The sequence below is a fragment of the Bacillus sp. FSL R7-0646 genome (assembly GCF_037969865.1).
Lineage (GTDB): Bacteria > Bacillota > Bacilli > Bacillales > Bacillaceae > Bacillus > Bacillus licheniformis.
Window position 1 is genome coordinate 1786639 of record NZ_CP150217.1, and the last position, 24130, is coordinate 1810768.

Here is a 24130-nt window from a genome sequence, read left to right on the forward strand (position 1 = left end):
TTAAAAGGAGAGAAACAGCATGTCTGCAAGAGATTTATCTATTTTATCCGGCGTTGTCCTCATTGTGGCAATGCTTATCATACCCTTTCCAACATGGATGTTGAGCATCTTAATTATCGTTAATATTTCTCTTGCGTTAATCGTGCTTCTCACCACAATGAACATGCAAGAACCGCTGCAATTTTCGATTTTTCCTTCTTTGCTGCTCCTCTTGACGCTGTTCCGCCTTGGGCTGAATGTATCGACGACGCGTTCGATTCTGTCCAACGGTGATGCGGGAAAAGTAGTCGAGACGTTCGGGTCTTTCGTTGTCGGCGGAAACGTTTTGGTCGGTCTCGTTGTCTTTATCATTTTGATCATTATTCAATTTATCGTCATAACGAAAGGGGCGGAACGGGTATCTGAAGTTGCTGCCAGATTCACGCTCGACGCCATGCCGGGAAAACAGATGAGCATTGATGCCGATTTGAATGCCGGAATGGTGACCGAGCAGGAAGCGAAGGTGCGCCGTGAGAAGGTGGCCCGTGAAGCCGACTTCTATGGAGCGATGGACGGAGCGAGCAAATTCGTGAAAGGGGATGCGATCGCAGGGATCATCATCGTCCTTATCAACGTCATTTTCGGAATTGTCATCGGCATGCTGCAAAAACAAATGAGCATTCAGGAAGCCGCTTCACACTTTACACTCCTGTCTGTAGGCGACGGAATCGTATCTCAGCTGCCTGCGCTCTTGATCTCAACGGCGACGGGTATCGTCGTGACAAGAGCGGCGTCGGACGGAAACCTCGGCCACGATATTACAGGCCAGCTGTTTGCCTATCCGAAGCTTTTGTATGTCACGGCGGGAACGATTTTCCTGCTCGGGATTTTCACGCCGATCGGCATTCTCCTGACAGGCCCTCTGGCTCTTCTTCTCGCCGCAGGCGGCTATATGCTCTCCAAAGCCGGTGAAGAGAAGGAAAAAGTGGAGGATATCCTTGAGGAAGAAGCTGAAGTGGATGAATTAAAAAGCCCCGAAAGCGTCGTCCATCTGCTTGATATTGATCCGATCGAGTTTGAATTCGGCTACGGATTGATTCCGCTTGCAGATGCAAATCAGGGCGGCGATCTGTTGGACAGAATTGTCATGATCAGGCGCCAGCTCGCGCTTGAACTCGGACTTGTCATTCCGGTCGTCAGAATCAGGGATAACATCGCTCTTCAGCCGAACGAGTACAGGCTCAAAATTAAAGGAAACGAAGTCGCGAAAGGCGAGCTTCTCCTCGATCACTTTCTGGCGATGTCTCCGACAGGCGAAGACGATCAGATCGAAGGGATTGACACAATCGAACCGTCCTTCGGTCTTCCGGCTAAATGGATACCGGAATCTCAGAAAGATCAGGCCGAAATGCTCGGGTACACGGTTGTCGATCCGGCTTCAGTCGTATCGACCCATATTACGGAGCAGGTGAAAAAGCACGCCCATGAGCTGATCGGAAGACAGGAAACGAAACAGCTGATCGACCACTTGAAAGAATCTTATCCTGTACTGGTCGAAGAGGTCTCGCCGAATCCGCTGTCTGTCGGTGACATTCAGAAAGTGCTGGCAAAACTTCTGAAAGAAAAAGTATCGATCAGGAACTTGGTGACAATCTTTGAAACGCTGGCCGACTACGGAAAGCTGACGACGGATTCAGATATGCTGACCGAGTATGTCAGACAGGCTCTGGCCAAGCAGATCACCGCCCAATATGCGAAGGAAAATGAGACGCTGAAAGTGGTGACTTGTTCGGGCCGCGTCGAAAAGGCCGTGGCGGAAGGAATTCAGCAGACTGAACACGGCAACTTTTTATCTCTTGAACCAACATTATCCGAAAATATCATTCAATCTGTAGCAAGAGAAATCGAACAGCTCTCATTGAGGCAGGAAGTGCCGATCCTTCTATGTTCGCCGCCTGTCAGAATGTATGTCAAGCAGCTGCTTGAGCGCTATTTCCCTGATCTGCCGGTTCTTTCCTATAACGAATTGGAAGCCAATGTAGAAGTTCAAAGCATCGGAGTGGTGGATATTCAATGAAAATCAAAAAATTTGTAGCTGGTTCTATGCAGGAAGCCACAAAGCAAATTATACAGGAGCTCGGGAATGACGCCGTAATCTTGAATTCTAAAAAAATTCAAAAGAGAAAATTTCTCGGCTTTGTGAAAAAAACCGGGGTTGAAGTGATCGCGGTCGTCGACCAGGACTTTTCCGACGCAAGGAAGCAAGAGCGTCAAAAGCCCGTTTTCCGGGAACAAAGCCCTTCGCCTGTCCCGCAGCCGGACCATCTTGATTTGGCAAGCCAAGTGAAAGAGCTGAAAGAACTGCTGGAAATGCGGCATCATGAGCAGCCTGTTGATGTGCTGCCTGAACCGCTGAAAAAGGCGGACCAGCTCCTGGCAAAGAAAGGGGTATCGCCGGCCATCCGTACGAAAGCGCTCGGCCGGTTGATCAGCACTTCTTTAAGAGACGGCGAAGAGTGGACGGATGAAAAGACGCTGGCGCACTTAACAGATGCTTTGGCCGATCTTCTTCCCGATAATCTGGAACAGGACGTGGCGATTCATTCGCAATATGTCGTGCTCTTCGGATCGACCGGAGTCGGCAAAACGACGACATTGGCAAAGCTCGCCGCTTCTTCTGTACTGGAAAAGCAGAAAAAAATCGCTTTTATCACGACCGATACGTACAGGATTGCAGCGGTTGAACAGCTCAGGACATATGCCGAGCTTCTGAATGCGCCGCTTGAGGTGTGCTACACGAAAGAAGAGTTTAAAGCTGCCCAGCAAAAGTTCGCCGATTTTGACCACGTCTTCATTGATACGGCGGGCCGGAATTTCAAAGACGGGCAATATGTCAGGGAGCTGAAGGAAATCATTCCGTTTGAGCGTAAGATACAGGCGTTTCTCGTCATGTCCGCGACGAGCAAGTACGAGGATATGAAGGAGCTCATTAAGCAGTTCTCAAGCATTCCGATCGATCAGTTGATATTCACGAAAGTGGATGAGACCGATTCGTTGGGAAGCGTCATGAATCTGCTCGCCGAATCGAGAATCGGCCTCGGCTATATTACAAACGGACAAAATGTTCCGGAGGATATCCGCTACTTGTCAAACGCAGCATTTGTCAGACTGCTTACGGGGTGTTGAACATGGATCAGGCAGAAAGCTTACGAAGGCGGATGGGGCAACGCTTTGCCAAACCGCCCGCCGCTATCGCTCATCCAAAAGCGAAAACGCTCGCTGTCATGAGCGGAAAAGGAGGCGTCGGGAAGTCGAATGTATCGCTGAATACGGCTCTCGCCATTCTGGAAAAAGGAAAGAGCGTGCTGTTGATCGATCTTGATGTCGGTATGGGGAACATTGATATTCTGATCGGCCGGCAATCGCTCTACACGGTGATGGACCTCCTCCAGCAAAAAATGCCGTTTGAGCGCGCCTTGTCAGCCGGCCCGCGAGGCCTTCAATACATTTCGGGCGGAACCGGGCTGGATGCAATGTTCGAATTGAACAGGGAAAACTGGGCGTTTTTTCTGAAGGAATTGACGCGGGCTTTGACAAGCTTCGACTATGTCATATTTGACATGGGAGCGGGGCTGTCAAAAGATCAGCTGCCTTTCGTCCTGTCAGCGGATGAAATTCTGGTCGTCACCACGCCGGAGCCGACATCCATCATGGACGCATACAGCGCGATCAAGCATTTGGCATTAACCGGACGCGATCTTCAGCTGAAAGTCGTTGTCAATCGCTGTACAACCCAAAAAGACGGAATTTCTGCTTTTCTCCGCCTTTCCAACACGGTAAACGCTTTTTTGCAGCAAAAGCTTGCATATGCAGGGCCGATTCCTGAGGATCCCCTGGTCTCAAGAGCCGTTGTGGAGCAGCAGCCGTTTCTGATAAAGAATCCGCGTTCCAAGCCGAGCAGGGCGGTTTACCTGCTGGCCGAATCGCTGCTTCATAACGGCAGAACGGAAATGGGCGAAAACCGGTCCTTTATCGAAAAATTATCTTCATTCCTGAGGAGGGGCAATACATTATGATTCGTGTTCTTGTCGTTGACGACTCTGCTTTTATGAGAAACATGATCACCAAGTTTTTAACATCCAATCACGAGATTGCTGTAGCAGGAACGGCAAGAAACGGCGAGGAAGCGCTCCAAAAAATCAAGGAGCTCCGTCCGGATGTGATCACATTGGATATTGAAATGCCTGTGATGAACGGAAAAGAAACGTTGAAAAGGATTATGGCGAGCGATCCGCTTCCGGTTGTCATGGTATCGAGCCTGACGCAGCAGGGAGCAGATATCACGATCGAATGTCTGGAGCTTGGGGCGATCGATTTCGTCGCGAAGCCGTCGGGTTCGATTTCAATAGATTTATATAAAGTAAGAGACATGCTGATTGAGAAGGTTTTGACAGCAGGACGGGTGAAACTGAAAGGCCGGCAAGTTCCGATCTCAAAGCCCGCCATCGAGACGGCGAAGCAGCCGATTGTGGGCGGCAGCGATTCAGTCCGCTTTCGGGCTGGAAAACAGCTCATCTGCATCGGTACATCGACAGGGGGGCCGAGGGCGCTGCAAAGAGTGCTTCCCAAGCTTCCCAAAACGTTGAAGGCGCCTGTTTTTATCGTTCAGCACATGCCAAAGGGCTTTACGGCCTCATTAGCGAACAGGCTGAACCACCTCTCAGAAGTAACCGTGAAGGAGGCTGAAAACGGTGAGAGAGCGAAAGACGGCTGGGTTTACATTGCACCCGGAGGAAAAAACATGGCGGTCGGCCTTGAAAAGGGCGAATTGGTGATCACGCTCGATGACCGCGACACAGAAAGCCGCCACAAGCCTTCTGTTGACTACTTGTTTCAATCCCTGGCCTCACTTCGGGAGTTTGAAAAAATCGCCGTCATTATGACGGGGATGGGAAGCGACGGAACAGAAGGCGTAAAAGGCCTTTTGAAACATGGGAGCGGAACGGTGATCGCCGAAGCAGCCGAGTCGTCCGTCGTTTTCGGAATGCCGAAATCGGTCATTAACAACGGGCTTGCAAACGACATCAAGCATGTTGATGAGATTGCCGCAGCCATTATGACGTATATGAAAAAAGAGAGGGCGTGACTCATATGGATATGAATCAATATTTAGACGTCTTTATTGAAGAAAGCAGAGAACATTTGCAAACCTGTAACGAAAAATTGCTCGAACTCGAAAAAAATCCGACAGACTTGCAGCTTGTCCATGATATTTTCAGAGCGGCTCATACCTTGAAAGGGATGAGCGCAACGATGGGCTATGAAGACATGGCTCATTTAACGCACAGTCTGGAAAACGTGCTGGATGCGATTCGAAATGAAGAAATGACCATCACGTCAGAGTGGATGGACGTCATGTTTGAAGCGCTCGATGACCTTGAAGCAATCGTCCTTTCGATCATCGAAGGCGGCGACGGCAAAAGAGATGTTTCCGAAGTCTGCGCCAAGCTTGATGTGACAGGGGCAAACAAGGAGGCGGCAGCAGCGGCAGAAGCGCCTGAAGCGGCGTCTTCCGAAACGAAATGGTCCTATGACGAATTTCAACGAACGGTCATCGCCGAAGCTGAGGAACAAGGCTTTAAATGTTTCGAAATCAAAGTTGCATTGAAAGAGGACTGTCTGTTGAAGGGCGTTCGGGTGTACATGGTATTTGAGCAGCTGAACGAGGTCGGCGAAGTCGTTAAAACGATTCCGGAAACAGAAGTCCTTGAATCGGAGGATTTTGATTCCGAATTCGTCATCTGCTTTTTAAGCAAACACGGAAAAGAAGAGATTTTCAACAAAATCAACGGCGTATCTGAAATTGAAAAAATAGAAGTGACCGAGCTGAAAAACGATTTTTCGGCACAAGAAGAAGCGAAGCCCGCCGCATCCGAAAAAGAAACCGCACCGAAAGAGGCGGAGAAAAAACCGGCTAAGCAGCCGGACGGCAAAAAAGACGCGGCGAAACCTGCGGCAGGCGGCGGAACGAAGACGATCCGCGTCAACATCGACCGCCTCGATTCATTAATGAACCTGTTTGAAGAGCTGGTCATTGACAGGGGGCGCTTAGAGCAGATCGCCAAAGAGCTAGAACACAGCGAATTAACGGAAACCGTCGAACGGATGACTAGAATTTCAGGCGACCTGCAGTCGATCATCCTCAATATGAGAATGGTTCCGGTAGAAACGGTGTTCAACCGATTCCCGCGCATGGTCCGCCAGCTGACAAAAGAATTAAATAAAAAGATCGAGCTGTCGATTTTCGGAGCGGAAACAGAGCTTGACAGAACGGTAATAGACGAAATCGGCGACCCGCTTGTCCACCTCTTGAGAAACAGCCTTGATCACGGGATCGAGGCGCCTGAAGTCAGGGTGAAAAACGGTAAACCTGAAACCGGTCAAGTCCGCCTGAAAGCATACCACAGCGGTAACCATGTCTTTATCGAGGTGGAGGATGACGGCGCCGGCATCAACCGCAAAAAGGTGCTCGAAAAAGCGCTTGAGCGCAACGTCATTACTGAACGCGAAGCCGAAACGATCGAAGATCATGAAATCGACGCGCTCATTTTTGCGCCGGGATTCTCAACCGCAGATCAAATCTCGGATATTTCAGGACGCGGAGTCGGCTTAGACGTTGTCAAAAGCAAGCTGGAATCGTTGGGCGGTTCTGTCAGCATCAAATCGAGCGAAGGCGAAGGTTCGCTTTTCTCCATCCAGCTTCCGCTTACACTGTCGATCATTTCCGTGCTGTTAGTCAAACTTGAAAATGAAACGTTTGCGATTCCGATTTCTTCTATTATAGAAACGGCTGTCATCGATAAGAAAGATATTCTTCAAACGCACGACCGCGAAGTGATCGATTTCAGGGGCCATATCGTACCGGTGGTTTACCTGAAAGAACAGTTTAATGTTGAGGATTCTTCAGATGATCTTGATCAGCTTCACGTCATCGTCGTGAAAAAAGGAGACAAGCTGACGGCATTTGTTGTCGACTCCTTTATCGGCCAGCAGGAAGTCGTATTAAAATCACTCGGCGATTATTTAACAAACGTCTTTGCCATTTCCGGCGCGACGATTTTGGGAGACGGACAAGTAGCCCTGATCATCGACTGCAACGCCCTTATTAAATAGAAAGCGAAAGGAGAGCGATCCTCTTGACCACACAGACTACCACCGGTGAGAAAATGATTGTGTTCAAAGTAAATCATAAAGAGTATGCCATCTCTGTATCAGAAGTAATGTCCATTGAAAAATGGCAGCAGCCAACAAGGGTGCCGGGAGTGGAACCGTATATTTGCGGCGTCATTAATTTGAGAGGTGTTGTCACACCTGTCATCGATTTAAGAAAGCGGATTGAAGCGCCTGGAGACACGATTACTGATGAAACGAGAATCATCATCATCACCCATCAGGACATTGAAGTCGGCTGGGTGGTGGATGAGGCGAACGATGTCATCACAGTCGAGGAAGAGGAAATTGAATCGGCTCCCGAAACGGTAGGAAAAGACGGCAGGCAATGGATTAAAGGCATCGTCAAGCAAGGGTCCAGACTTCTCAATCTGATTGACTCTGAAGCTGTTTTAAACCGGAAGTCGAGCCTTGCCGCCGCTTCTGAAAATGTGAAGAAATAAGGAGCCAATGATGAGCGTATTTAACGGAATTAGAGAAGAGCATCTTGATATATTGCGGGAAGTCGGGAATATCGGAGCGGGCCATTCCGCTTCCGCCCTGGCCCTGTTGCTGAACAGGAAAATCGAAATGGAAGTGCCGTTTGTCAAGCTGATGTCGTTTGATGAGCTTGTCAACCTATTCGGCGGTGCAGATCTTCCTGTCGCAAGCATCTTTTTGCGCATGGAAGGGGATTTTCCAGGTTCTATGTTCGTGATCATGCCTTTTTCAGAGGCCGAGCAGCTGATCAGGGAGCTTGTCGGCAATCCGGAATTCGAGATTGACAGCATGACGCCGAACGATATCGGAGCCTCTGCCCTGCACGAACTCGGAAACATTATGGCGGGATCTTATTTGACCGCTCTCGCTGATTTGACAAACCGGCAAATGTACCCGAGCGTCCCAGAACTGACGCTAGATATGTTCGGAGCCGTCATCAGCGAAGGGCTGATCGAGCTCAGCCAAGTCGGAGATCAAGTTATCGTGATCGACAACTCCATTTTTGACGAGGAGCACAACCGGAAAGTTAAAGCGCATTTGTTCCTTCTGCCGGACTATGATTCTTTTGAAAAGCTCTTTCATGCATTGGGTGCAGCGCTATGAAAATCTTAGAAAAAGAAACATCGATTATCAGAGTGGGAATTGCCGATGTAAAAATCGTCCGCACTCCCGACAAGATCAGAACATCGGGTCTCGGTTCGTGCGTCGGGCTCGTGCTGTATGATTTGGAAGCAAAGACGGCCGGTCTCGTCCACGTCATGCTTCCGGACTCTTCCTTATCCAAGACGCCGGACATCAACGTGGCAAAATACGCGGACACAGCCGTCGAAGCGACGGTCAAGATGCTGCTTGAAGCCGGATGCCGAAAATACGCTTTGAAAGCGAAAATGGCCGGAGGAGCCGAAATGTTTAAATTTAAGATGACAAATGATTTGATGAAAGTCGGGCCAAGAAATGTGCTTGCGATTAAAAAACATCTATCTCTCTTAAACATTCCGATTGTAAGCGAGGATACAGGCGGAAACAGCGGAAGGACGATCGAGTTCGATCCGCAATCAGCTGAACTTGTCATCCGGACAGTTAAACAAGGTGTAACAACGATTTAATAAGCAATATAGGGGGATAAAGATGCAATCCTTGAACTATGAAGATCAGATGCTTTGGTCGCGGTGGAAAGAATGGAAAGATCCTCAGGCAGGCGATGATTTAATCCGCCGCTATATGCCGCTTGTGACATATCATGTCGGCCGGATAGCCGTCGGCTTGCCCAAGTCCGTTCATAAAGACGATTTGGTCAGCCTTGGCATGCTGGGTTTGTATGATGCCCTTGAAAAATTTGATCCGGGAAGGGATTTGAAGTTTGATACATACGCTTCCTTCAGAATCAGAGGCGCTATCATCGACGGTCTTCGCAAAGAAGACTGGCTTCCGAGAACGTCCCGTGAAAAAACGAAGAAAGTGGAAGCAGCGATCGAAAAGCTCGAACAGCGTTACTTAAGAAATGTTTCGCCGAGCGAAATCGCAGCTGAGCTGGGAATGAGCGAACAAGACGTCGTGACCACAATCAATGAAGGTTTCTTTGCGAACCTCCTTTCAATTGATGAGAAGCTTCACGACCATGAAGACGGGGAGAACGTCCAGGTGATGATAAGGGACGACAAAACGAGCACGCCTGAAGAAAAAATGCTCAAAGACGAACTGATCTCCCAGCTTGCGGAAAAAATAAACGAGCTATCAGAAAAAGAGCAGCTCGTGATCAGCTTATTCTATAAAGAAGAGCTGACGCTGACGGAAATCGGACAGGTTTTGAATTTGTCGACTTCCCGTATTTCACAGATTCACTCCAAGGCGCTTTTGAAATTGAAGCATCTGCTGGATAAAGTGGTACAATAGCATGTAAGCTGCCGGCATGAAACCGGCAGCATTTTTTAAGCGTCCGACGGGAAGTCTTTTTTTGATTAAATTTCATGGTTAGCGAGTGAAAAATATGTCAACAATATTATGGCTTGTGAGCTTCACGCTCCACGGTATATTGATTTATTTCGTCATCATTTTGAATACGAGGCTCAGCGCTTTCAAGGCAGCGGAGAAAGAGCAAAAACAGCTTTTGGAAGAAACCGAGAATACATTGACCGCTTTTTTGATGGAGTTAAAAGACGAAAATGAAAAACTCGTTCAAGAGATTCGGGCGAATGCCGAAAAAGAGCCGCAAAGACCGGAAACACAGCCTGAAATTCCCGCTCAAACCCCCGTCCTTCCGGAAGCGGACGAATCGCGCGATCTGCCGCTTCACATCGAAGCGATGATCAATGAGGTGGAGCAGGAAGAGGATGAGCTCAATCAAAAGGAGCAGGAAGCATCCATATCCTATGAAGAAGAAGCTCTCGCATTATATGAAAAGGGGCTCTCTCCGGAGGAAATCGCAAGACAGCTGAAAAGCGGGAAAACAGAAATCGAGCTTTTCTTAAAATTTCGCGGAAAGCTCAAAAACGATTCTTGATTGTCGAGAAAGCTTATGTTATATTATTTCTTGGTGTTAATTACACACGCTTAACGATTTATGCAAGCGGTGCTGTGCGATTCTCGCGTGCAGTCCTGCATAAAAATGACCTAAGCGGAGGAAAAAAACCATTATATTAGGAGGAAATAACACATGTCAGTCATTTCTATGAAGCAATTGCTTGAAGCTGGTGTTCACTTCGGCCACCAAACGCGCCGCTGGAACCCAAAAATGAAGCGTTACATCTTCACGGAGCGTAACGGAATCTACATCATCGATCTTCAAAAAACAGTCAAAAAAGTTGAAGAAGCATACAACTTCACGAAAAACCTTGCAGCTGACGGAGGAAAAATCCTTTTCGTCGGTACGAAAAAGCAAGCTCAAGACTCTGTTAAAGAAGAAGCGGAACGTTCTGGAATGTACTATGTCAACCAACGCTGGCTTGGCGGTACATTAACAAACTTTGAAACGATCCAAAAGCGTATCAAACGCCTTAAAGATATCGAAAAAATGCAGGAAAACGGCACATTTGACGTACTTCCTAAAAAAGAAGTCGTTCAATTGAAAAAAGAATTAGAGCGTCTTGAAAAATTCCTCGGCGGAATCAAAGAAATGAAAGAGCTTCCTGACGCACTGTTCATTATCGATCCTCGCAAAGAGCGCATCGCGGTTGCAGAAGCGCGCAAACTGAACATTCCGATCATCGGAATCGTTGACACAAACTGCGATCCTGATGAAATCGATGTTGTCATCCCTGCGAACGATGACGCCATCCGCGCTGTTAAATTGCTGACTTCTAAAATGGCAGATGCCATCCTTGAAGCAAAACAAGGTGAAGAATCAGCTGAAACAGAAGCGAAAGAAGCAGAAACAACTGAAACAACAACTGCTTAACCTGGTCAAAAGGTGATAAGGGGGTCTGCCTTTTATCACCTTTTTTTTCACCAGATCAACATTTACATATTTTGTTTGATATATAAGGAGGAAATCAAAAATGGCAATTACTGCACAAATGGTAAAAGAGCTTCGCGAAAAAACTGGCGCAGGCATGATGGACTGCAAGAAAGCGTTAACTGAAACTGACGGCAACATGGATAAAGCGATCGATCTTCTAAGAGAAAAAGGAATCGCAAAGGCTGCCAAAAAAGCTGACCGCATCGCGGCTGAAGGTTTGACTTTGATCAAAACCGACGGCAACACAGGCGTTATTCTTGAAGTGAACTCTGAAACGGACTTCGTTGCGAAAAACGAAGGCTTCAAGGAGCTTTTGAACGACCTGGCTGACCACATTCTGGCTGAAAAGCCTGAAAGCGTTGAAGCTGCTATGGGTCAAAAAATGGCTAACGGTTCAACTGTAGAAGAATACATCACAAGCGCGGTTGCTAAAATCGGAGAAAAAATCACGCTTCGCCGCTTCGCTGTCCTGACAAAAGGCGATGACGCTGCATTCGGCGCATACCTGCACATGGGCGGAAAAATCGGCGTATTGACTGTCCTTAACGGCACAACTGACGAAGAAACAGCAAGAGACATCGCAATGCACGTTGCAGCTGTAAACCCTCGCTTCATTTCCCGCGACCAAGTGTCAGAAGAAGAAGCGAACCGCGAGCGCGAAATCTTGACTCAGCAGGCGCTTCAAGAAGGCAAGCCTGAAAACATCGTCGCAAAAATGGTTGAAGGCCGCCTGAACAAATATTTCGAAGAAATCTGCCTGCTTGATCAAGCGTTCGTTAAAAACCCGGATGAAAAAGTGAAACAGGTCGTTGCTGCGAAAAACGCAACGGTTGAAACGTTCGTCCGCTACGAAGTTGGAGAAGGTATCGAAAAACGCCAAGAAAACTTTGCTGAAGAAGTTATGAACCAAGTGAAAAAATAAGATTGAAAAGCCGCTTGCCATAAAACACACGGCAGGATCTTTTCAAGGAAAATAGGGGACACAATTTGTGTCCCTATTTTTAAAACAGTTTACAAACCTTTTTTTCTCTTGCATAATAAATAACGGCAAGCATGCACTTGGAGGTTATTATGGAAAAACCAAAGTATAATCGTATCGTATTAAAGCTTAGCGGAGAAGCCCTTGCGGGTGAACAGGGAAACGGCATCAACCCGACCGTGATCCAGTCCATCGCCAAACAGGTGAAAGAAATCGCCGAGCTTGATGTTGAAGTGGCGGTCGTCGTCGGCGGCGGCAACCTGTGGCGCGGAAAAACGGGCAGCGATCTCGGAATGGACCGCGCAACAGCGGACTACATGGGAATGCTTGCAACGGTTATGAATTCCCTTGCGCTGCAAGACAGCCTTGAAACGCTCGGGATTCAGTCAAGAGTTCAGACATCCATCGAAATGAGGCAGGTCGCTGAGCCATACATAAGAAGAAAAGCGATTCGCCATCTTGAAAAGAAGCGCGTCGTTATCTTCGCTGCCGGTACAGGCAATCCATACTTCTCAACGGATACGACAGCAGCGCTCAGAGCGGCTGAAATCGAAGCCGACGTCATCTTAATGGCCAAAAATAATGTCGACGGTGTATACAATGCCGATCCTAGAACTGACGAAACAGCCGTAAAATATGAAAAATTGTCTTATCTCGATGTGTTGAAAGACGGTTTGGCTGTCATGGATTCAACCGCTTCTTCACTTTGCATGGATAACGACATCCCGCTGATCGTCTTTTCTATTATGGAAGAAGGAAATATTAAAAGAGCCGTTTTAGGCGAACAAATCGGTACAATCGTAAGGGGGAAATAACGTGTCAACTCAAGTGATGAATGAAACAAAAGAACGGATGCAAAAAGCGATAAGCGCTTATCAGCGCGAATTGGCCACTGTCCGCGCAGGACGTGCAAATCCGTCATTGCTGGACAAAGTGGCAGTTGAGTATTACGGAGCGCAGACGCCTTTAAACCAGATTGCGTCCATTACAGTTCCAGAAGCGCGCATGCTCGTCATCACACCATATGACAAAACGGCGCTCGGCGATATCGAAAAAGCGATTCAAAAAGCCGACCTCGGTGTAACTCCGTCAAACGACGGCAATATCATCCGGATCACGATCCCTCCTCTAACTGAGGAGCGCAGAAAAGAGCTTGCCAAACTCGTGAAAAAATATTCGGAAGATGCCAAAGTCGCGGTCCGCAACATCCGCCGTGATGCAAATGACGATCTGAAAAAACTAGAGAAAAATGGTGAAATGACTGAGGATGAATTGCGCTCTTCAACGGAAGACGTACAAAAGCTGACAGATGAATATGTGTCAAAAATTGATGAGATCACAAAAGATAAAGAGAAAGAAATCATGGAAGTTTAATGAAAAACTCTGTACAATAGATAATAGTGAAAAGACCCTCTCATGTTTACAGGGGGTTTTTTTGTTAATACTGTTGTTATCTAGAACGATATAACAGGAAAGCAACCTTTTGGGTGATGGAGGACTCTCATGCTCAATATACTCAAAAATTGGAAGAATCAGCATTCGGCTGCTTCCAACATGGAATGTTACACAAAAGAAAATATTTTAAAAGGAGAAATTCCTGAACATATCGCCATTATTATGGACGGAAACGGCCGCTGGGCAAAGAAGCGGGCGATGCCCCGCATCGCGGGTCATCACGAAGGCATGAAAGTGGTCAGACAGACGACAAAGCTTGCCAATGAGCTCGGTGTCAAAGCGTTGACGCTGTATGCCTTTTCGACGGAAAATTGGAAGCGTCCAAAGCTTGAGGTTGACTTTCTGATGAAGCTGCCTGAAGAGTTTCTGGGAACGTATCTCCCGGAGCTGGTCGAAGAAAATGTCCGGGTCCGCATGACAGGCGATAGGGAAGGACTGCCGCCCCACACGATCCGCGCGGTTGAAAAAGCCATCCGTGATACGGAGAACAATGATGGACTTATTCTTAATTTTGCATTGAATTACGGGGGACGTGCAGAAATCGTCAGAGCCGCAAAGAAAATTGCCGAAGAAGCCAAAAAAGGCACATTGAATACCGAGGAAATCGACGAAAAGCTATTTTCCGATTATTTAATGACAGAAACTTTGCAGGACCCTGATTTGCTGATTCGCACAAGCGGCGAGATCAGGCTGAGCAACTTCATGCTTTGGCAGCTTGCCTACAGCGAATTTTTATTTACCGATGTATTGTGGCCTGATTTTAAAGACGTTCACTTGCTTCAGGCTATCGGAGAATATCAGCGTCGCGGGAGAAGGTTTGGCGGAATTTAGAGGATGGTGCAGATGAAACAGAGAATATTGACGGGTGTGATCGCGGCAGCGGTTTTTCTGCCGCTCGTGATTTTCGGCGAGCTGCCGTTCGCCCTGCTAGTTTATGCAATAGGTATACTTGCTCTATTTGAACTTTTAAGAATGAAAGGCCTGAAGCTGATCAGCGCTCCGGGTATCATCAGCATGCTGCTGTTGGCGGTTTTGCTGTGTCCAAGCCAATACGCGGAAGACGCTGGGCTGGGTATAACCAAAGGGGAGGTCGTCTTTTTGGCGGTCCTTTTGCTTTTGGCATATACGGTGCTCAGCAAAAACTCGTTTACTTTTGACGAAGCGGCATTCGTGGCGCTGGCAGCAGTTTATATCGGATTCGGGTTTTATTACTTTATTGAAATCAGAAACATCGGACTCAGCTATGTCTTTTTTGCGATCGGCGTCGTCTGGTCAACAGATTCCGGCGCTTATTTTATCGGAAAGGCGTTTGGAAAGCGGAAGCTCTGGCCTGAAATCAGCCCTAACAAAACGGTAGAAGGCTTTTGGGGCGGAATTTTGACAGCGGTCGTTTTTTCCGCGATTTATCAGGCCGCCACAGGTTTTCCGCACGCTTATCTGTTTGTGCTGATCATTACCGTGCTTTTGTCAATCGTCGGTCAGATCGGCGATTTGGCCGAGTCTGCGTTCAAAAGGCATTACCAGGTGAAAGACTCGGGCCGGATCCTCCCGGGACACGGCGGAATGCTGGACCGCTTTGACAGCTTTTTATTTGTCATGCCGGTTCTGTACTTCCTGCTTGTTCTTTTTCAGCCGTTCGGGCTATGATAGAAAAGGGTACTGATAGCTAGAAAGAAACAGAGGTGCGGCAATTTTGAAGAACATATGTCTATTGGGAGCGACAGGCTCCATAGGAGAACAGACGCTTGATGTCATCAAAGCGCATGACGATAAGTTTCGGCTGACCGCCATGACTTTCGGCAAAAACGCCGAAAAAGCGGCAGAAATCATTGAAACCTTTAAACCGAAGTATGTAGGCGTTGGGGATGAGCATACATATGAAACATTAAAACAGCATTCTTTCTCCTACACCTTTAAAACAGGGATCGGGGAGGAAGCTTTAATCGAAGCGGCCGTTATCCCGGAAGCGGATATCGTCGTCAATGCTCTCGTCGGCAGCGTCGGTCTTCTTCCGACTTTAAAGGCGATGGAGCATAAAAAAACAATTGCGCTTGCAAATAAGGAAACTCTCGTGACAGCCGGTCATATAGTGAAAGAACACGCCCAAAAATACGATGTCCCGCTCCTGCCCGTCGACAGCGAACATTCCGCGATTTTCCAGGCCCTTCAGGGGGAAAATCCGAAGCATATCAAACGGCTGATCGTCACGGCTTCAGGCGGCAGCTTCAGGGACAGAACAAGGCGGGAACTTGAAGGCGTCACAGTGGAAGAAGCCCTCAATCATCCAAATTGGTCGATGGGTGCAAAAATCACGATCGATTCGGCTACAATGATGAATAAAGGACTCGAGGTTATTGAAGCCCACTGGCTGTTTGATCTGCCCTATGACCAGATCGATGTCCTCCTTCACAAAGAAAGCATTATTCATTCAATGGTTGAATTCCACGACCGCAGCGTCATCGCCCAGCTTGGCACACCTGATATGAGAGTGCCGATTCAATATGCGCTCAGCCATCCGGAACGCCTGCCGTTTAATGAAGCAAAATCCCTCGATCTCTGGGAAGTCGGACAGCTGAATTTTGCCCAAGCTGATTTTGAAAGGTTCCGCTGCTTACAATTCGCTTATGAATCAGGTAAAATAGGCGGTACAATGCCGACTGTTTTAAACGCGGCCAACGAGGAAGCCGTTGCGGCATTTCTTTCGGGCAGGATTTCCTTTCTCGGAATAGAAGACATCATTGAAAAGGCTTTGGAACGCCATCAGGTGATCGCAAAGCCGAGCCTTCAAGAGATCCGTGAAGTGGACAAAGACGCCAGAAAGTTTGTCCAAACATTACTCACATAAGGTGGTATGTTCGTGAATACTGTGATCGCGTTTATTCTTATTTTTGGAACGCTCGTATTTTTCCATGAGCTTGGTCATCTCATCCTTGCTCAAAGAGCCGGAATACTGTGCCGGGAGTTTGCTATCGGCTTCGGTCCGAAAATCTTTTCGTTTAAGAAAAATGAGACCGTTTATACGATCAGGCTTCTTCCGATCGGCGGCTTTGTCAGAATGGCCGGCGAAGATCCTGAGATGATTGAAGTGAAGCCCGGTTATACGGTCGGGCTGTTGTTCGACAGCGAAAACAAGGTCGAAAAGATCATTATCAACCAAAAAGAAAAGTATCCCGACGCATTGGTCATTGAAGTGGAGCAGGCCGACCTGGAGCACCAGATGAGGATTACGGGCTATGAGCACGGCAATGAAGATCATCTCTCTTCATTTTCTGTCAGTGAAACGTCCTTTTTCATCGTAGACGGGGAAGAAGTCCAGATCGCTCCTTACAACCGCCAATTTCATTCGAAAACGGTTTGGCAGCGCATCAAAGCGATTGCTGCCGGACCGATCATGAACTTTATTTTGGCTTATGTCATACTCGTGATGCTCGGACTGATGCAGGGAGTGCCGTCTGACGAGCCGGTGCTCGGCAAGTTGATAGACAACGGACGGGCGGCGGAAGCAGGCCTCCAGGAGGGAGACCGCATTCAAACGATCAACGGGGAGAACATGAGGTCGTGGACGGATATTGTCAACACGGTCAGAGAACACCCTGAAAAAGAACTGAAAATCGTTTTGATGCGCGACAATGTCAAGCTGACGAAATACGTAACACCTGAAGCTGTCAAGGCAGGGGATGAAACCGTCGGCAGATTCGGCGCTTACAATCCTGTGAAAACAGGCGTTCTGACATCGATTTCCTACGGTGCGACCGAAACGGCGACAGTGGCCCAGAGCATCGTCACCAATCTCGGAAAGCTCGTCACAGGACAATTCTCAATCGACATGCTGGCCGGTCCTGTCGGCATTTATGACATGACAGACCAAGTGGCCAAGACAGGCGTTATCAACCTGCTGAAGCTGGCCGCATTTTTAAGCATCAACCTCGGGATCGTCAACCTTCTGCCAATCCCTGCGCTGGACGGCGGAAGACTGTTGTTCCTGTTTATTGAAGCGATCCGCGGGAAGCCGATCAACCGCGAAAAAGAAGCGTTTGTCGTCTTTATCGGCGTCGCATTTTTGATGCTCCTAATGCTTGTCGTCACATGGAACGATATCCAGCGCTTATTTCTGTAAAACCAATCGCCTTTTTTAAGTGCAGCCAAGCCTTTTAAAAGGCTCTTTTTTAGGGACACCGTTCCCGACTCAAAAAAGTAACCAACTGAAACAAATGAGGTGCGAATGAATGAGACAGAGCAGGACTTTAATTCCTACGCTCCGCGAAGTGCCGGCTGATGCTGAAGCGAAAAGCCATCAGCTTCTTCTCAGAGCAGGGTTTATCAGACAAAACACAAGCGGTGTATACAGCTATATGCCTCTTGCCAATAAAGTCATTCATAAAATCCAGAGCATTGTCCGCGAAGAAATGGAGAAAATCAATGCCGTCGAAATGCTGATGCCGGCGCTCCAGCAGGCGGAAACTTGGCAGGAATCGGGAAGATGGTATACGTACGGTCCTGAGCTCATGAGGCTGAAAGACCGCCACGGCCGTGAATTTGCCCTAGGCGCAACACACGAAGAGGTCATCACAAGCATCGTCAGAGATGAAGTGAAATCGTACAAGCGCCTTCCGCTGACCCTTTACCAGATCCAATCGAAGTTCCGCGATGAAAAGCGCCCGCGCTTCGGTCTGTTGAGAGGCCGGGAATTCATCATGAAGGATGCGTATTCCTTCCATTCCTCCGCCGAAAGCCTTGATGAAACGTACAATGATATGTATCAGGCGTATACGAATGTGTTTACGCGCTGCGGCCTGAATTTCAGACCGGTCATTGCAGACTCAGGCGCGATGGGCGGAAAGGATACCCATGAATTTATGGCATTGTCCGATGTCGGTGAGGATACAATTGCGTATTCTGATCAGTCTTCATACGCCGCCAACATTGAAATGGCTGAAGTGAAGGAAACAGATGCCGGCGAGCAGGCAGAAATGAAAGAGCTGCAGGAAGTCCACACACCTTCGGTCAAAACGATCGAAGAGGTTGCCGCATTTCTTGGCATATCCCCGTCAGACTGCATTAAATCAATGCTGATGAAAGCAGACGGACGTTTTGTCCTCGTCTTGACGAGAGGGGATCACGAAGTCAATGATGTTAAGGTGAAAAACCTGCTTCAAGCAGAAATAATCGAATTCGCGAGCGCCGAAGAGGTTGCAGAGATAACAGGCACTGAACCCGGTTTTGTCGGACCGGTGGGGCTCGACCGCGAAATCGAAATCTTTGCAGACTTTGCTGTGAAGGCGATGGCAAACGCAGCAGCTGGAGCGAATAAAACAGATTACCATTATCAAAACGTGAATATCAGCCGGGATGCGCACAATGTGACATTCGCCGATCTCCGCTTTATCCAGGAAGGAGACCCTTCACCGGATGGAAAAGGAACGATCCGTTTTGCAAAAGGAATCGAAGTCGGACAAGTCTTTAAGCTCGGCACCCGCTATTCTGAAGCGATGGACGCCACATACCTTGATGAAAACGGACGCGCTCAGCCGATGCTGATGGGCTGCTATGGAATCGGGATTTCCCGGACGCTTTCGGCCATCGTTGAGCAGCATCATGACGATAAAGGCTTGATCTGGCCGCTGGAAGTGACGCCGTATGACCTGCATATCCTCGCGCTTAATATGAAAAATGACGCGCAAGTTCAGCTTGCCGAAAAGCTGTATGAAGAATTTAAAGCGAACGGCTATGACGTACTGTTTGATGACCGTGCCGAACGGGCCGGCGTTAAATTTGCAGATTCCGATTTGATCGGTCTGCCGATCCGCATCACGGTCGGAAAAAGAGCTGACGAAGGCGTTGTCGAAGTGAAGATCCGCAAAACCGGAGAATCCTTTGAAATCGCTGCTGATGAGCTGTTTGACTTTATCGAAAAACAAGTCAAGAGCTTATCTTCTCACTCTTAAAACATGGTAAACTAGAGTAAAGGAAGGTACCTCGGGAATCGTCCCAAGGTACCTTCAATTATGATTTTCTTTTAGGGAGGAATCTGTCTTGGAAGACCAGCTTTCTGTCAACAGAAGACAGTTTCAAATTCTTCTGCAGCAGCTGAATGTAACGGAAGATACGATGATCCGCCACCTTGAAGGCGGACAAATCATAAAGCTGACCGTTCATAAAAACAAGAAGACATGGCACTTTCACTTTAAATTGAGAAATGTGCTGCCTTATCAAATCTTCGAACGGTTTCACAGCCAGCTGACCCGCACCTTTTCCCATATCGCCCAGGTCACCTGTTCCATCGAGGCGGAAAACCCTTCGATTGACGAGCAGCTTGTTCAGGATTACTGGACGCGCTGCATTCAGGAACTCGATGGTATTTCTCCGCCGATCTTGGCGCTTTTGAACGACCAAAAGCCCAAGCTTACGGGAAACAAAATCCTGCTTAAAACGAAAACAGATACAGAAGCGTCCGCTTTAAAAAAGAAATACAGCTCGCTCATCCAGTCAAGCTACCGCACATTCGGCTTTCCTGAGCTCCAGCTGGACACAGAAATTTTTGTATCAGATCAAGAGATTCAGAAATTCAGAGAGCAAAAAATGGCCGAAGATCAAGAGAGGGCCCTTCAGGCTTTAATCGAAATGGAGAAGCAGGATAAGGAAGCACAAGACGATGAAGCGCCGGCAGGCCCTCTTCAGATCGGCTACCAGATTAAAGACTCTGAAGAAATCAGAACGCTTGACAGCATCATGGATGAAGAGCGGAGAATTACGGTGCAAGGCTATGTATTCGACGCTGAAACAAGAGAGCTGAAAAGCGGCAGAACGCTTTGCATCTTTAAAATAACCGACTATACAAACAGCATTCTCGTCAAAATGTTCGCCCGCGAAAAAGAAGACGCTGTATTGATGAAGTCCCTGAAAAAAGGGATGTGGGTCAAGGCGAGAGGAAGCATACAAAACGATACATTCGTCCGCGATTTGGTGATGATCGCCAACGATGTCAATGAAATCAAAGCGAAAACCCGTGAGGATACAGCGCCAGAGGACGAAAAACGAGTCGAGCTCCACCTCCATTCACCAATGAGCCAGATGGATGCCGTATCAAGCATCGGCAAGCTTGTCGAACAGGCGAAAAAATGGGGGCACCCGGCTATCGCGCTCACTGACCATGCCGTAGTCCAATCGTTTCCGGATGCATTCGCGGCAAGCAAAAAGCATGGCGTGAAAATGATCTACGGACTTGAAGCCAACCTCGTCGACGACGGCGTGCCGATTGCCTACAATCCCGTGCACCGTCTGCTTGAAGAGGAAACATATGTCGTGTTCGACGTCGAGACGACGGGGCTGTCTGCCGTCTATGATACAATCATCGAGCTGGCCGCCGTTAAAGTAAAAGGCGGGGAAATCATCGAACGCTTTGAAAGGTTTGCCAACCCGCATCGACCTTTATCGGCTACGATCATCGAGCTGACGGGGATTACCGATGATATGCTGAAAGATGCGCCCGAAGTCGAAGAGGTCATCCGCGATTTTAAAGAATGGGTCGGTGATCACACGCTTGTCGCTCACAATGCAAGCTTTGACATCGGCTTCATCAATGTCGCCTATAAGCGCCTGCTGAATTCGGAGAAAGTGCAGAACCCGGTCATTGACACGCTTGAGCTGGGCCGTTTTCTTTATCCGGAATTCAAAAACCACAGGCTGAATACGCTTTGTAAAAAGTTTGACATCGAGCTCACCCAGCATCACAGGGCGATTTATGATACCGAAGCGACGGGTTATCTCCTTGTGAAAATGCTGAAAGATGCGGCCGAAAAAAATATCCTGTACCACGATCAGCTGAATGAAAATATGGGGCAGTCCAATGCCTATCAGCGTTCAAGGCCATATCACGCGACACTTTTGGCGGTTAATGAGACAGGCTTGAAAAACCTTTTCAAACTTGTTTCGCTGTCGCATATCCATTATTTTTACAGGGTGCCGAGGATCCCAAGGTCACAGCTTGAAAAGTACAGAGAAGGGCTTTTAATCGGTTCGGCGTGCGACAAAGGCGAAGTATTTGAAGGCATGATGCAGAAATCGCCGGAAGAAGTTGAAGACATCGCTTCATTTTATGACTACCTTGAAGTCATGCCGCCTGAAGTCTACCGGCACCTGCTTCAGCTCGAACTCGTCAGGGATGAAAAAGCGTTAAAAGAAATCATCGCCAACATCACAAAGCTCGGCGAGAAGCTGAATATCCCAGTAGTAGCAACTGGAAATGTCCATTATCTGAACCCTGAGGACAAAATTTACCGGAAGATTCTAGTTTCCTCGCAAGGCGGCGCAAATCCGCTCAACAGGCACGAGCTGCCGAACGTTCATTTCCGTTCGACGGATGAAATGCTTGAGGCCTTTTCATTTTTGGGTGAGGAAAAAGCGAAAGAAATCGTTGTCAAGAACACCCGCATGATCAGCGAGCGAATCGAAGAAATCAAGCCGATCAAAGACGATCTTTACACACCGAAGATCGAAGGCGCAGATGACGAAATCCGCCGCATGAGCTATGAGAAAGCAAGAAGCATTTACGGCGAGGACCTGCCCGAAATCGTCGAAAAACGGATCGAAAAAGAGCTGAAAAGCATAATCGGCCACGGATTCGCCGTCATCTATCTGATCTCTCATAAGCTTGTAAAACGCTCCCTTGATGACGGCTATCTCGTCGGTTCGAGGGGATCGGTCGGTTCTTCCCTTGTCGCAACATTGACGGAAATTACCGAGGTCAACCCGCTGCCGCCGCATTACGTCTGTCCGGATTGCCGCCATTCCGAGTTTTTCAACGACGGATCGGTCGGTTCGGGATTTGATTTGCCTGACAAAGACTGTCCGAAGTGCGGAGCGGCCTACAGAAAAGACGGCCACGACATTCCGTTTGAGACGTTCCTGGGGTTTAAAGGGGACAAGGTTCCTGATATCGACTTGAACTTCTCGGGCGAATACCAGCCGCATGCCCACAACTATACGAAAGTCCTGTTCGGAGAGGATAACGTCTACCGTGCGGGAACGATCGGAACAGTCGCCGAAAAAACGGCTTACGGGTATGTCAAAGGGTATGCAAACGACAACAATTTGCATATGCGCGGGGCGGAAATCGACCGACTTGTCCAAGGCTGTACAGGCGTCAAGCGGACTACAGGGCAGCACCCGGGCGGAATTATCGTTGTGCCGGATTATATGGATATTTACGACTTTTCACCAATCCAGTTTCCGGCGGATGCCACAGATTCCGAATGGAAGACGACGCATTTTGACTTCCATTCCATCCATGACAACCTTCTGAAGCTTGATATTCTCGGACACGATGATCCGACGGTCATCCGTATGCTCCAGGATCTTAGCGGGATTGATCCGAAAACGATTCCGACCGATGATCCTGAAGTGATGAAAATTTTCCAAGGGACAGAGTCTTTAGGGGTAACCGAGGAACAGATCGGCTGTAAAACCGGTACACTCGGCATCCCTGAATTCGGAACCCGCTTTGTCAGACAGATGCTTGAGGACACCAAGCCGACGACATTTTCCGAGCTCGTACAGATTTCCGGCCTGTCACACGGTACGGACGTATGGCTCGGCAACGCGCAGGAGCTGATTCACAACAATATTTGTGAACTGAGCGAAGTGATCGGCTGCCGTGATGACATTATGGTGTACTTAATCTACCAGGGGCTTGAGCCATCCCTCGCCTTTAAGATTATGGAGTTTGTCCGTAAAGGAAAGGGACTGACGCCTGAGTGGGAAGAAGAAATGAAGAATAATAATGTTCCGGACTGGTATATCGATTCCTGCAAAAAAATCAAATACATGTTCCCGAAAGCCCACGCTGCGGCATATGTTTTGATGGCGGTCAGGATCGCTTATTTTAAAGTCCATCATCCGCTGCTCTACTACGCAGCATACTTCACCGTGCGGGCCGACGACTTTGACATCGAAACGATGATCAAAGGATCGACAGCGATCAGAGCCGTCATGGATGATATCAACTCTAAAGGCCTTGACGCTTCTCCAAAAGAGAAAAGTTTGCTCACGGTGCTTGAGCTGGCGCTTGAAATGTGCGAAAGGGGCTTCTCTTTCCAAAAAGTCGATTTATACAGATCGAGCGCTTCAGAATTCATCATTGATGGAAACAGCTTGATTCCGCCGTTTAATTCAATACCGGGGCTTGGAACAAACGCCGCCTTGAATATTGTCAAAGCGAGGGAAGAAGGCGAATTTCTTTCCAAAGAAGATTTGCAAAAAAGAGGAAAGGTGTCAAAAACGATCATGGAATACTTGGAGCGCCACGGCTGTCTCGAGTCGCTTCCAGATCAGAACCAGCTGTCATTATTCTAGAAACTGCCTGCTTAAAGCAGGCAGTTTTTTTATCTGTTTTACGGCATAAAGAGCGTTTTTTCGGAATTGGGTGACAAATGCCAGGGGAGAAATGATCACAAAAAAATAAAGGGCTGTCAGATCTGTTGACAATAAATAAACATCAATGTTAGAATTTCCAAAATATAACACTTCGTTTGGAATGTGCTGTCTATTAGATTTCT

20 protein-coding genes are annotated in these 24130 nt (G+C 48.0%); all 20 read left to right on the forward strand.

Annotated features, from left to right (window positions below; genetic code table 11):
• Positions 1-19: 19 nt before the first annotated feature.
• The 20 genes from flhA to MKY62_RS09275 all read left to right on the forward strand — a co-directional run bounded on the left by flhA (position 20) and on the right by MKY62_RS09275 (position 23927).
• Entirely contained in the window at positions 20-2056 is a 2037-nt protein-coding gene (gene flhA, locus MKY62_RS09180; RefSeq protein ID WP_003181808.1) for a flagellar biosynthesis protein FlhA, read from the forward strand.
• Positions 2053-3165: a flagellar biosynthesis protein FlhF gene (flhF, locus tag MKY62_RS09185; protein ID WP_003181810.1), complete on the forward strand. Its 1113-nt coding sequence runs from the start codon at positions 2053-2055 to the stop codon at positions 3163-3165. The genes flhA and flhF overlap by 4 nt, the downstream gene beginning before the upstream one ends.
• A 2-nt stretch (positions 3166-3167) precedes the next feature.
• Positions 3168-4055 (forward strand): MinD/ParA family protein, encoded by an 888-nt coding sequence (locus tag MKY62_RS09190; protein WP_339614082.1) that lies wholly within the window; start codon positions 3168-3170, stop codon positions 4053-4055.
• Complete coding sequence (locus MKY62_RS09195; RefSeq protein WP_003181813.1) at positions 4052-5125, forward strand: chemotaxis response regulator protein-glutamate methylesterase; 1074 nt, start codon at positions 4052-4054, stop codon at positions 5123-5125. Before MKY62_RS09190 ends, MKY62_RS09195 begins: the two co-directional genes overlap by 4 nt.
• Positions 5126-5130: 5 nt before the next feature.
• Positions 5131-7152: a chemotaxis protein CheA gene (locus MKY62_RS09200; protein WP_009328508.1), complete on the forward strand. Its 2022-nt coding sequence runs from the start codon at positions 5131-5133 to the stop codon at positions 7150-7152.
• Positions 7153-7175: 23 nt separating this feature from the next.
• Positions 7176-7652 (forward strand): chemotaxis protein CheW, encoded by a 477-nt coding sequence (locus tag MKY62_RS09205; protein ID WP_003181816.1) that lies wholly within the window; start codon positions 7176-7178, stop codon positions 7650-7652.
• Positions 7653-7662: 10 nt separating this feature from the next.
• Positions 7663-8292, forward strand: a complete 630-nt coding sequence (locus MKY62_RS09210) for a chemotaxis protein CheC (protein ID WP_003181818.1) — start codon at positions 7663-7665, stop codon at positions 8290-8292.
• Entirely contained in the window at positions 8289-8795 is a 507-nt protein-coding gene (locus MKY62_RS09215; protein ID WP_003181820.1) for a chemotaxis protein CheD, read from the forward strand. The genes MKY62_RS09210 and MKY62_RS09215 overlap by 4 nt, the downstream gene beginning before the upstream one ends.
• A 22-nt stretch (positions 8796-8817) precedes the next feature.
• Positions 8818-9582, forward strand: a complete 765-nt coding sequence (locus MKY62_RS09220) for a FliA/WhiG family RNA polymerase sigma factor (RefSeq protein WP_003181822.1) — start codon at positions 8818-8820, stop codon at positions 9580-9582.
• A gap of 94 nt (positions 9583-9676) precedes the next feature.
• Positions 9677-10189, forward strand: coding sequence for a hypothetical protein (locus MKY62_RS09225; RefSeq protein ID WP_003181825.1), 513 nt, complete (start codon positions 9677-9679; stop codon positions 10187-10189).
• A 153-nt stretch (positions 10190-10342) separates the two neighbouring features.
• Positions 10343-11083 carry a 30S ribosomal protein S2 gene (gene rpsB / locus MKY62_RS09230; RefSeq protein ID WP_003181828.1) on the forward strand — a complete coding sequence of 247 codons (741 nt, stop codon included), beginning with the start codon at positions 10343-10345 and terminating at the stop codon, positions 11081-11083.
• Between the two features lie 100 nt (positions 11084-11183).
• Positions 11184-12065 carry a translation elongation factor Ts gene (tsf, locus tag MKY62_RS09235; RefSeq protein ID WP_003181832.1) on the forward strand — a complete coding sequence of 294 codons (882 nt, stop codon included), beginning with the start codon at positions 11184-11186 and terminating at the stop codon, positions 12063-12065.
• A 149-nt stretch (positions 12066-12214) separates the two neighbouring features.
• Positions 12215-12937, forward strand: a complete 723-nt coding sequence (gene pyrH, locus MKY62_RS09240; RefSeq protein WP_009328506.1) for a UMP kinase — start codon at positions 12215-12217, stop codon at positions 12935-12937.
• A 1-nt stretch (position 12938) separates the two neighbouring features.
• Positions 12939-13496 carry a ribosome recycling factor gene (gene frr / locus MKY62_RS09245; RefSeq protein ID WP_003181838.1) on the forward strand — a complete coding sequence of 186 codons (558 nt, stop codon included), beginning with the start codon at positions 12939-12941 and terminating at the stop codon, positions 13494-13496.
• Between the two features lie 129 nt (positions 13497-13625).
• Complete coding sequence (locus tag MKY62_RS09250) at positions 13626-14408, forward strand: isoprenyl transferase (RefSeq protein WP_003181841.1); 783 nt, start codon at positions 13626-13628, stop codon at positions 14406-14408.
• A gap of 12 nt (positions 14409-14420) precedes the next feature.
• Positions 14421-15224 (forward strand): phosphatidate cytidylyltransferase, encoded by an 804-nt coding sequence (locus tag MKY62_RS09255; RefSeq protein ID WP_016885472.1) that lies wholly within the window; start codon positions 14421-14423, stop codon positions 15222-15224.
• Positions 15225-15270: 46 nt separating this feature from the next.
• A complete protein-coding gene (gene dxr, locus MKY62_RS09260; RefSeq protein WP_003181846.1) occupies positions 15271-16422 on the forward strand; it encodes a 1-deoxy-D-xylulose-5-phosphate reductoisomerase in 1152 nt (383 codons plus the stop codon).
• 6 nt (positions 16423-16428) lie between these two features.
• Positions 16429-17694: an RIP metalloprotease RseP gene (gene rseP / locus MKY62_RS09265; RefSeq protein ID WP_085959892.1), complete on the forward strand. Its 1266-nt coding sequence runs from the start codon at positions 16429-16431 to the stop codon at positions 17692-17694.
• 109 nt (positions 17695-17803) lie between these two features.
• Positions 17804-19522 carry a proline--tRNA ligase gene (locus MKY62_RS09270; RefSeq protein WP_003181850.1) on the forward strand — a complete coding sequence of 573 codons (1719 nt, stop codon included), beginning with the start codon at positions 17804-17806 and terminating at the stop codon, positions 19520-19522.
• A gap of 88 nt (positions 19523-19610) precedes the next feature.
• Positions 19611-23927: a PolC-type DNA polymerase III gene (locus MKY62_RS09275; RefSeq protein WP_003181852.1), complete on the forward strand. Its 4317-nt coding sequence runs from the start codon at positions 19611-19613 to the stop codon at positions 23925-23927.
• The last annotated feature ends 203 nt before the right edge of the window (positions 23928-24130 follow it).

Excerpts from the sequence above, each read along its gene's own strand:
- rpsB (WP_003181828.1), top strand. The coding sequence starts at position 10,343 with ATGTCAGTCATTTCTATGAAGCAATTGCTTGAAGCTGGTGTTCACTTC.
- MKY62_RS09225 (WP_003181825.1), top strand. The coding sequence starts at position 9,677 with ATGTCAACAATATTATGGCTTGTGAGCTTCACGCTCCACGGTATATTG.
- MKY62_RS09255 (WP_016885472.1), top strand. The coding sequence starts at position 14,421 with ATGAAACAGAGAATATTGACGGGTGTGATCGCGGCAGCGGTTTTTCTG.
- MKY62_RS09190 (WP_339614082.1), top strand. The coding sequence starts at position 3,168 with ATGGATCAGGCAGAAAGCTTACGAAGGCGGATGGGGCAACGCTTTGCC.
- rseP (WP_085959892.1), top strand. The coding sequence starts at position 16,429 with ATGTTCGTGAATACTGTGATCGCGTTTATTCTTATTTTTGGAACGCTC.
- flhA (WP_003181808.1), top strand. The coding sequence starts at position 20 with ATGTCTGCAAGAGATTTATCTATTTTATCCGGCGTTGTCCTCATTGTG.
- MKY62_RS09270 (WP_003181850.1), top strand. The coding sequence starts at position 17,804 with ATGAGACAGAGCAGGACTTTAATTCCTACGCTCCGCGAAGTGCCGGCT.
- MKY62_RS09200 (WP_009328508.1), top strand. The coding sequence starts at position 5,131 with ATGGATATGAATCAATATTTAGACGTCTTTATTGAAGAAAGCAGAGAA.
- pyrH (WP_009328506.1), top strand. The coding sequence starts at position 12,215 with ATGGAAAAACCAAAGTATAATCGTATCGTATTAAAGCTTAGCGGAGAA.
- MKY62_RS09195 (WP_003181813.1), top strand. The coding sequence starts at position 4,052 with ATGATTCGTGTTCTTGTCGTTGACGACTCTGCTTTTATGAGAAACATG.
- MKY62_RS09250 (WP_003181841.1), top strand. The coding sequence starts at position 13,626 with ATGCTCAATATACTCAAAAATTGGAAGAATCAGCATTCGGCTGCTTCC.
- MKY62_RS09215 (WP_003181820.1), top strand. The coding sequence starts at position 8,289 with ATGAAAATCTTAGAAAAAGAAACATCGATTATCAGAGTGGGAATTGCC.
- flhF (WP_003181810.1), top strand. The coding sequence starts at position 2,053 with ATGAAAATCAAAAAATTTGTAGCTGGTTCTATGCAGGAAGCCACAAAG.
- MKY62_RS09220 (WP_003181822.1), top strand. The coding sequence starts at position 8,818 with ATGCAATCCTTGAACTATGAAGATCAGATGCTTTGGTCGCGGTGGAAA.
- tsf (WP_003181832.1), top strand. The coding sequence starts at position 11,184 with ATGGCAATTACTGCACAAATGGTAAAAGAGCTTCGCGAAAAAACTGGC.
- MKY62_RS09210 (WP_003181818.1), top strand. The coding sequence starts at position 7,663 with ATGAGCGTATTTAACGGAATTAGAGAAGAGCATCTTGATATATTGCGG.